Here is a 7,893-nt window from a genome sequence, read left to right as displayed (position 1 = left end):
AAAACAAAAGGTATGTCCCCCCGTGAATACAGGGAACATACCTTAGTAATTTAAAAAATATAATTTTGTCTAACTTTTCTGTTGCACTTCAATTACCACGGTCTATTTGCCTTAATGCTCGAGAGTTGACCATGTCCTGTTCCACTCTCTTATTTGTCATCACTGAATTCTTGTTCCTCATCAAAGTGAATCGTACGTAATCTTTTCGGAATCTTCATTTGTCTTGAAGCACTGACTTGGCGAACTGCTGACTGGTTATCATTAGTATGATGATGGACGATCAGTAAATCGCAGATGATCATAGTTGAGGTTAAAAATAAATTCAATTTTAAGACTTGTTTAAACTTTTTCTTCAATTACGTCTCCCAATTTTTGTTATCTTGAATTATAACGAAATTATGTATAAAAGGCGATTTTTAAGAAAAAAATAGACGATGCCTAGGCATCGTCCGTTGGAAGATTAATTCTATAGAAGGATTGTACTATTGAGAATTAAATTTTTATTATTGCATGTTTTGGGTTTCTTCCAACAAATATAGTATATTACAGTTGTTACATAAATGTAATATAATCGAACAAATAACATAAATGATAGCGTTTTTATTTAATAATATTATGAATTTAATAGTAATTTTCCATTAAATACTCCTCACCGGCTTTATCAAGCATCTCTTGCCAGCTAGAAAAAATTGAACTTGACGTTCCCAACTTTCCATTGGTAGAGAATCTAAGCTGGCTTGGTTTGTCACTCCAGCTGCCTCAAGAAATTCCTCGATACAGAAAAATTGTGTATAACGTTCCATAAATTGGTTGGAAAAATAATGTGTGAATTGGATTTGTTTTAAATTATTGCGAATTTTACATTCTTTTTCGATGAGCTCCAGTCTGTCCCTAGTCTTCATAATAATAATCCCCTAAAAATTATTGATTACTAGTTTTAATTATATCAAATCTTCAAGTCGTAAATAGCTTATTATTACCAAATTTTTCACTAACTTGCTAGAATTAATTTAGAAGATTAAAAGGGGGCAAGATCATGTTTAAAAAAATTATGGTAGCAATCGATGGTAGTAAGAGCGCTTTCAATGCTTTGAATACGGCAATAGAATTAGCCAAGAAATTTGAAGCAAAACTTTACTTAGTTTCAGTTATAAATACAGCTAATTTACCGATGAATGTCGGCGTATCTTACGCACCTGGTTTGGTACGTGATCTAGAAAACGGTGCTAGAGACGATTTGGAGAAGTCAAAAGAAATCGTCAAGAAGGCCGGTTTATTATGTAATGTTAAATTGTTAAATGGCGAGCCAAGAAATGAATTGACTCGTTTCCCTCAAGAAAATAAGATTGATTTGATCGTGATGGGTAAGACCGGTAATTCGGGCTTGGCGAGGATTTTAGTTGGGTCAGTGACCCGTTACGTGTCTGAAAGGTCTAAAACTAATGTTTTGATAGTTGATTAGAGAGTAGGATAGTTTGTAATTTTTGAATATTAAGACAACTGGCTCCAGATAACCGTGTTTTGATTATCTGGAGCCAGTTGTTTCAAGTAATGCCTTACTCTTATAAATTGCTTTCCTCTAATAAACCTTTAACTTCTTCTTCATTATGAGCTAACCAACCACAGGCTCCGGCCGCGATAGCACCAACTAAATCGTCCAAGAAAACATTGATTTTACCAGTGGATTTATCATTTAATTTCGCTAAGATTCCATGTTTCAATTTATCAACATAGCCATAGTTAGTGACTGAGACAGAGCCATAAAGACTGGCCAACGTTATCGCCATGTTTTCATCGATCCCGTAAGTTGATTCATCGGTCTGCATGATTCTTTGCATAGGTTTTGATAGCAAACCTTTTTCTGCAAGAACATCCAATTCAATTCCTGTCATAATGGCATTTTGAGCTTCCCGTTTGTGCAGAACTTTATTGATAGCATGAATTGCAATATCATTGTTTAAACCTTTGATATAATCTTTTTCAAGAAAAATGACAATCTCGGCGATGTCGTCTAGTGTCACGCCACGATCTTTGAGATTTCTGATAATGTGTTGATAGTATTCTTTATCTTGTTGTGCAAATGAGACCATAATTTATCTACCTTTCTGCATTCCATTCGTTTTTGAATTCTTTTAAGAAGTCGATCATGTATTGATGACGAGCCTGAGCAATTTTTTTAGCTGTCGGTGTGTTCATCATATCAGTTAATTTAAGAAGCTTTTCGTAGAAATGATTAATAATCGTTTCATTACTTAAATTACGATATTCGGCTTTATTTAAATTTTTTCGTGGCAAAATATCTGGATCATAAATTGTTTCGGCATGTTTGCCACCATAATAAATTGCCCGAGTGATTCCGATAGCACCGATGGCATCTAAGCGGTCAGCATCTTGGACAATTTGTCCTTCGAGAGAGAGTTTTTGGCGATTTTCCAAAGACTTACTGAAGGAGAGATTACGAGTGATAAAAAGAATTTTTTCGATTTGATCAGATGTTAATCCAAGTGTCTGTAAGAATTTTTGGATTTCTAAGTCTAATTCTTTAGGATCACTAACTAATTTATCGTCGGCAACGTCGTGTAAATATGCGGCTGCTAGAGTGATCAATTTATTAGCAGGTTCTTCGTTAAGTAATCGTTTGGCTGTTTTAACGACACGTTGAATATGGTCGAAGTTGTGACCGGAAGTGTCTTTTTTCATTTTTTGATATGAAAAATCTTTGATAGCTTGAAGTTGTTGTTCCTCTGTCATGAATATATCCCTCTTTATTTAATAAAGCTATTGTTGCACAAAAGTGTTTTTATTAAAAATAAATCGAAATGTTTGTTACTATATATTTGTGTTTAAACAAAAAGAAATTAAATTCTTGGAGGTTTGACAATGAACTATATTAATAAAGAAATACCTGATTTTACAGTTAATGCATATCAAGATGGGGAACTGAAGACTTTCAATAAATCTGATTTACTTGGAAAATGGTCGATCATTTTCTTCTATCCAGCAGATTTCTCATTTGTTTGTCCAACTGAGTTGAGCGAATTACAAGACTGTTACGATGAATTTAAAGCCGCAAATGCGGAAGTATATTCAGTTTCAGTTGATAGTCAATTCTCACACATGTCTTGGGCAGAAACGACCGATACGATTGGAAAAATTAAGTATCCAATGTTATCCGATCAAAAGCACCAATTGACTGATTTCTTCAATATTTTGGATGAAGATAGTGGTCAAGCGTTTCGTGGCGTCTTTATTGCAAATCCTAAGGGTATTATCAAGTCATATACCGTTAATGCAATGGGAATCGGTCGTAATGCTAAAGAAATTTTAAGAACTTTACAGGCAGCTCAATTTGTTGAGGCACACGGTGATAATGTTTGTCCTGCTAATTGGCATCCTGGGGAAGATACCATCAAACCTAGTGGTGACCTTGTAGGCAAAATTTAAATCAAAATTGTTATATCAAGAAGAGTGACACTTTCATTTGTTTGGAAGTGTCATTCTTTTTTTATAATTACGGCTTCGTTATAACAAGATATAGTGTTACAAATTCAAAAAAAACTATATCTTGTATCAAATGATAAATAACCCGTCTATCAGGTGGGGTAAGCGCTTTACACCGATATGGCATCAATATGGTTAAGATTACTCCTACCATTTTCACTTCAATTGGTGGTATGATTTTATTCGTCGGTTAAATTGATATTTCGGTTTAAGGGATAAATAAAATTCGATTGTTTCAAAATTTGATGATAGAAATCACGCTTTTTGAAATGGTCCAAAGAGGAGAAGATTAAATGAGTATTTTTAATCCAAAATGGTATGTTGAACAAATGAAACACTGGAGTTTCAAGAGTTACATGCTATTAATGTTTGGCTTGGGGGCCATTACTGCTTCAACACTTTCACATTCTATTAATGCAATCGCTATTTGGACATGGTTTGCGGCCGTTTTAGGTTTCACATGTACCGTTGCGATCACAAACGCTAAGCCTCTAAATGGTGTCTTAGGACTAGTTTCTGCACTTATTTATATTTTCGTAGCTATTAATGCTAAGAACTTCTCTGATGTTGTGCTTCAACTAAGTTACATTGTATTGCTTGATATTCCTGTTTTAGTCAGTCCACAATGGGCTAAAGATGCTGAAAAGCATATTCACGGTCTAACTGCTATCAAGTGGCTTTGGACAGCCGTATTCTTCTTTGCATCATGGGGCCTTTTATATTTGATGGATACACATCTATTTATCAGTCCACGTCCCGTAATTGATTCTGTTGCTGCTGCAATTGGTTTCACAGGTGCATTGTTGTGTACATTACGTTTCCGTGAACAATACTACTTCTGGACAGCTCAAGGAGTTATGTCAATCGTACTTTGGGGAGTTACAGCTACTCAAGGTGACGCAAGTCCTGTACTATTCTTGACATACATTATGTATTTCATGAACGATATGATTGCTTTCTTTGACTCACATATTCACTGGTTCCATAAGGATGCTTCTGAAAATCGTGCCAAGGATGAACAAATAGCAAATAACTAATTACATTTTTTGTTGCAATAAAATTGCCAGTTATTTATTATTGTTGAGCAGAAAGAATTTTAGACAAGGGTAATTTAATTGTGAAAAAATTTATTAAGATCACATTGTCAATAGTGGTCGGCGTACTAATTATTGGGGATTTGGCAGGTAGTGGTTATTTGTTTAACTATGCCTTTAATAAAACTGGTTACAGTAGCCAAATTGCTACCCATTTGAATAAAGATGATAAGTGGTTTTTGAAACAAAAACCACTTATCATGGAACAAACTACTAAAGACAATTTAAAGTTGAAAGCTCGTTTTTTACCAGCTGAAAAGAAAACTACTAAAACAGTGATAGTTATTCACGGATTTGGTAGTGCTAGTAAATATATGGGTCAATATGCCAAAATGTTTCATGAGGCTGGTTACAATGTTTTGACACCTGACAATCGTTCATTTGGAATGAGTCAGGGTACTTACACAGGTTATGGTTGGAAGGATAGAGTCGATATTTTAAACTGGATCAAACAATTGAATCAAAAATATGGTTCAAAGTCTGAAATTGGTTTATTCGGCGTAAGTATGGGAGCAGCAACTGTCATGTATACGCTTGGTAAGCATCCCAAGAATGTTAAATTTGCGATTGCTGACTGTGGCTATTCGACCATTTCTGGTGAATTGAATTATCAATTGAAGGAAAAGTTCAATTTACCAAGCTTTCCGTTAGTTCCTACGGCCAGTCTTTTCGGTGATTTCTTAGCAGGTTATAACTTCTATCAAGCAAGTACGAAGGATACCTTAAAGAATAATCACGTACCACTGTTTGTAATTCATGGTTCAAAGGATGACTTTGTTCCAACTAAGAATGCATATCTAAATTATGACTACACCAAAGGTCCCAAGAAACTTTGGATCGTCAAAGGTGCTGGTCATGCAGATTCATTTAGTAAAAATAGTCAATTATACATTGATAAAGCTACGACTTTTGCTAACAAATATTTCCAATAAAAAAATAACCTAATCTCAAAAAAGGGATTAGGTTATTTTTTTATGCGTTTATAAATATGTTTAAATTAAGCATTTTGTGTATTCCCATTGAAATTCTTATTAGCTTTGGTAGCTTTTTCCTCATAATCGGCATCAGTAGCTTCAGCATTTTCTTGTTTGTAAGCAGCTCTATCAAGAACTTTGAAGAATGGTAGGTAAACTGCAACGGCAATAATTAATTCAATCAATTGCCATACTGGTGCACGCCAATCACCACCAGTGATTAGATAACCGTTAATGAAAATAGGGGTTGTCCAAGGAACTTGGGCGATAACCATGCCGATGATATGTGCTTTCATCAAGAAGTAAGTGATACCTTGTAATACCATTGGAATAGCAATGAATGGAATTGCCAATGTAGGATTCAAAACAACTGGAAAACCAAACATGATAGGTTCACTGATTTGGAAGACTGAAGGAATAGCACCTAATTTTGCCAATTGCTTGTAACGTTTGCTCTTAGCAAATAGCAGACAACAAATTACTAAGGCTAAAATTGCACCAGTACCACCGATATTCATACCAAAGTTTAAGAATCCGTCGGCAGTGATGTGTGTTGGAGCGACACCCTTTGAAACTTGTTTGATATTAGCTGTTAAGAAGTAAGTATATACAGGTGATGCTACAGCACCTAGGACGTTATTTCCATGAATACCAACTGTCCATAAAATTAAAGTTAGGAATAATGCAAATTCAACACCCCAGAAACTATTCAAACCAGTAACTAGTGGTGAGAAGATAGCCTGAATGACGGCATTGATTTTGACATTAAACAATACTCTGATTATCCAGAAGAATCCTAAAGATGCGCAAGCTGGAATCAAAGCAACGAATGAACTTGCAACGGCAGGTGGAACAGAATCAGGTAGAGTAATGACAATATGTTTTTTAATGAAAAAGGCAACAATTTCACTAGAGATAATTGAAACGATAATTGCGGTAAACATGCCATCTGTACCTAAAGTAGCAGGATCGATTTGAAATTTATCATTCAACATACAGAGTAAGAATGCTGATAAACCGATTGCAGTACCAGTTAGTGTATCGATCTTGTTTAATTTGGCCATTTCATGACTCATACCGATAGCAACAATAACAGCTAAGATACCGAATGTAACTGTAACGGCTGATTGTAATCTAGCTTGAAATGGAGCTACAAACTGTGTCCAACCAGGAATAGGCAAGTTCGCTATAATCATAAAAATACTTCCGAAAATTGTAAATGGAACTGTAATAATCATCCCATCACGTAAAGCCAACATGTATTTCATATTACTAAGTTTGGCTAACGCTGGGCTAAAACTATTTTGAAACCAATTTGTAATCGCTTTCATAATTAAAAATCCTCATTTCCTTTCCGCTTGATTACCTTTAATCTAGCATACCAAAATGTTATTGTAATTAAAGATAATGCTAGCTAAATATCACATATTGAAGGTGAAAAAATGAGATATAGTTTCAAAGCAAAAGACAGATCTTTGCCCTTGTACGTTGATAGTATTGGATACAAATGGCGTCAAGAACACGTGTCTAGACCAAAGGGATATAATTATGTTCATTGGTTACAAACTTATAGTGGTATAGGAATAGTAAATATTGAAGGTAGAGACATTGAATTGAAAGAAAATCAGGGAATTTTGATCAATCAGAATATTCCTCATGATTATCATTCGAAAAATGGTGAATGGCTAACAGGATATTTCTCTTTTGGTGGACTTTTGATCTCAGAAATTACAAAAACTTTAGGCTTTCGTGATTTTTTGTACATTGAATCTCCGGAAGAAAAATTACGAGATTTTATTTCAGTTCATCATAAAGAATTTAAGGAAAACAATCGTTTAGATATCTATGAATCTTCAACTTTGGTATATGAATTTTTACTATTAATCAAAAAGTATAATGTTGTCAATCCTCATAACTATCAAATGAATAAAAATATCATTGATCCAAATTTGAACATGATTCGCGATTATTATCAAAAGGATTTAACTAATAACGATTTTGTACAAGCGACAAATTATAGTTTGCAATATATCTTAGAGGCATTTCGGAACAATTATGGTAGTTCACCACATCAAATTTTAATCGATTATCGAATAAAAAAAGCCAAGGAAATTTTGTTGAATGAACCAACGTTATCAGTTGAAGAAGTTGGTCGAAATGTCGGTTTCAATACCAATAGTTATTTTATTTCGATGTTTAAACGTGGTGAGGGTGTAACACCGGGAAAATTTAGGGGACTTTATAAATAGTTTCAAAATGTTGTATTTTTGTACAACTATCCTTGATTACTAATTGATTTTTGTGTGCTAGATTAATTCATAATT

10 protein-coding genes are annotated in these 7,893 nt (G+C 34.2%); 5 read left to right on the top strand and 5 right to left on the bottom strand.

Annotated elements, in window-relative coordinates; all coding sequences use genetic code 11:
* Positions 1 to 149: 149 nt before the first annotated feature.
* Both U8521_RS01350 and U8521_RS01345 read right to left on the bottom strand, forming a co-directional pair.
* Entirely contained in the window at positions 150 to 356 is a 207-nt protein-coding gene (locus tag U8521_RS01350) for a hypothetical protein (RefSeq protein WP_334332902.1), read from the bottom strand.
* A gap of 282 nt (positions 357 to 638) precedes the next feature.
* The gene (locus U8521_RS01345; RefSeq protein ID WP_334351610.1) at positions 639 to 902 is read right to left on the bottom strand and encodes a hypothetical protein; all 264 of its coding nucleotides are present in this window, start codon (positions 900 to 902) and stop codon (positions 639 to 641) included.
* Positions 903 to 1,036: 134 nt separating this feature from the next.
* Between U8521_RS01345 and U8521_RS01340 the strand changes: the two genes are divergently transcribed.
* Entirely contained in the window at positions 1,037 to 1,462 is a 426-nt protein-coding gene (locus U8521_RS01340; protein ID WP_334351609.1) for a universal stress protein, read from the top strand.
* Between the two features lie 100 nt (positions 1,463 to 1,562).
* Here U8521_RS01340 and U8521_RS01335 read toward each other — a convergent pair whose 3' ends face one another.
* Both U8521_RS01335 and U8521_RS01330 read right to left on the bottom strand, forming a co-directional pair.
* The gene (locus U8521_RS01335; protein WP_334332899.1) at positions 1,563 to 2,090 is read right to left on the bottom strand and encodes a phosphatidylglycerophosphatase A family protein; all 528 of its coding nucleotides are present in this window, start codon (positions 2,088 to 2,090) and stop codon (positions 1,563 to 1,565) included.
* A 7-nt stretch (positions 2,091 to 2,097) separates the two neighbouring features.
* Entirely contained in the window at positions 2,098 to 2,751 is a 654-nt protein-coding gene (locus U8521_RS01330) for an HD domain-containing protein (protein WP_334351608.1), read from the bottom strand.
* 129 nt (positions 2,752 to 2,880) lie between these two features.
* Between U8521_RS01330 and U8521_RS01325 the strand changes: the two genes are divergently transcribed.
* The 3 genes from U8521_RS01325 (at position 2,881) to U8521_RS01315 (ending at position 5,527) form a co-directional block, all read left to right on the top strand.
* The gene (locus U8521_RS01325; protein WP_334332897.1) at positions 2,881 to 3,444 is read left to right on the top strand and encodes a peroxiredoxin; all 564 of its coding nucleotides are present in this window, start codon (positions 2,881 to 2,883) and stop codon (positions 3,442 to 3,444) included.
* A 350-nt stretch (positions 3,445 to 3,794) separates the two neighbouring features.
* A complete protein-coding gene (gene pnuC, locus U8521_RS01320; protein WP_334332896.1) occupies positions 3,795 to 4,538 on the top strand; it encodes a nicotinamide riboside transporter PnuC in 744 nt (247 codons plus the stop codon).
* A gap of 80 nt (positions 4,539 to 4,618) precedes the next feature.
* The gene (locus tag U8521_RS01315) at positions 4,619 to 5,527 is read left to right on the top strand and encodes an alpha/beta hydrolase (protein WP_334351607.1); all 909 of its coding nucleotides are present in this window, start codon (positions 4,619 to 4,621) and stop codon (positions 5,525 to 5,527) included.
* A 65-nt stretch (positions 5,528 to 5,592) separates the two neighbouring features.
* Here the strand turns inward: U8521_RS01315 and U8521_RS01310 are convergent, their stop codons facing one another.
* Positions 5,593 to 6,900, bottom strand: a complete 1,308-nt coding sequence (locus tag U8521_RS01310; RefSeq protein ID WP_334351606.1) for a PTS sugar transporter subunit IIC — start codon at positions 6,898 to 6,900, stop codon at positions 5,593 to 5,595.
* A 111-nt stretch (positions 6,901 to 7,011) separates the two neighbouring features.
* On the opposite strand from U8521_RS01310, the gene U8521_RS01305 reads away from it, so the two are divergent.
* Positions 7,012 to 7,818, top strand: a complete 807-nt coding sequence (locus U8521_RS01305; RefSeq protein ID WP_334351605.1) for an AraC family transcriptional regulator — start codon at positions 7,012 to 7,014, stop codon at positions 7,816 to 7,818.
* Positions 7,819 to 7,893 lie beyond the last annotated feature (75 nt).

The sequence above is a fragment of the Companilactobacillus miaonis genome (assembly GCF_036913615.1).
Lineage (GTDB): Bacteria > Bacillota > Bacilli > Lactobacillales > Lactobacillaceae > Companilactobacillus.
The sequence above is the reverse complement of the archived record's forward strand: the minus strand, read 5'-3'. Positions and strand labels throughout refer to the sequence as shown.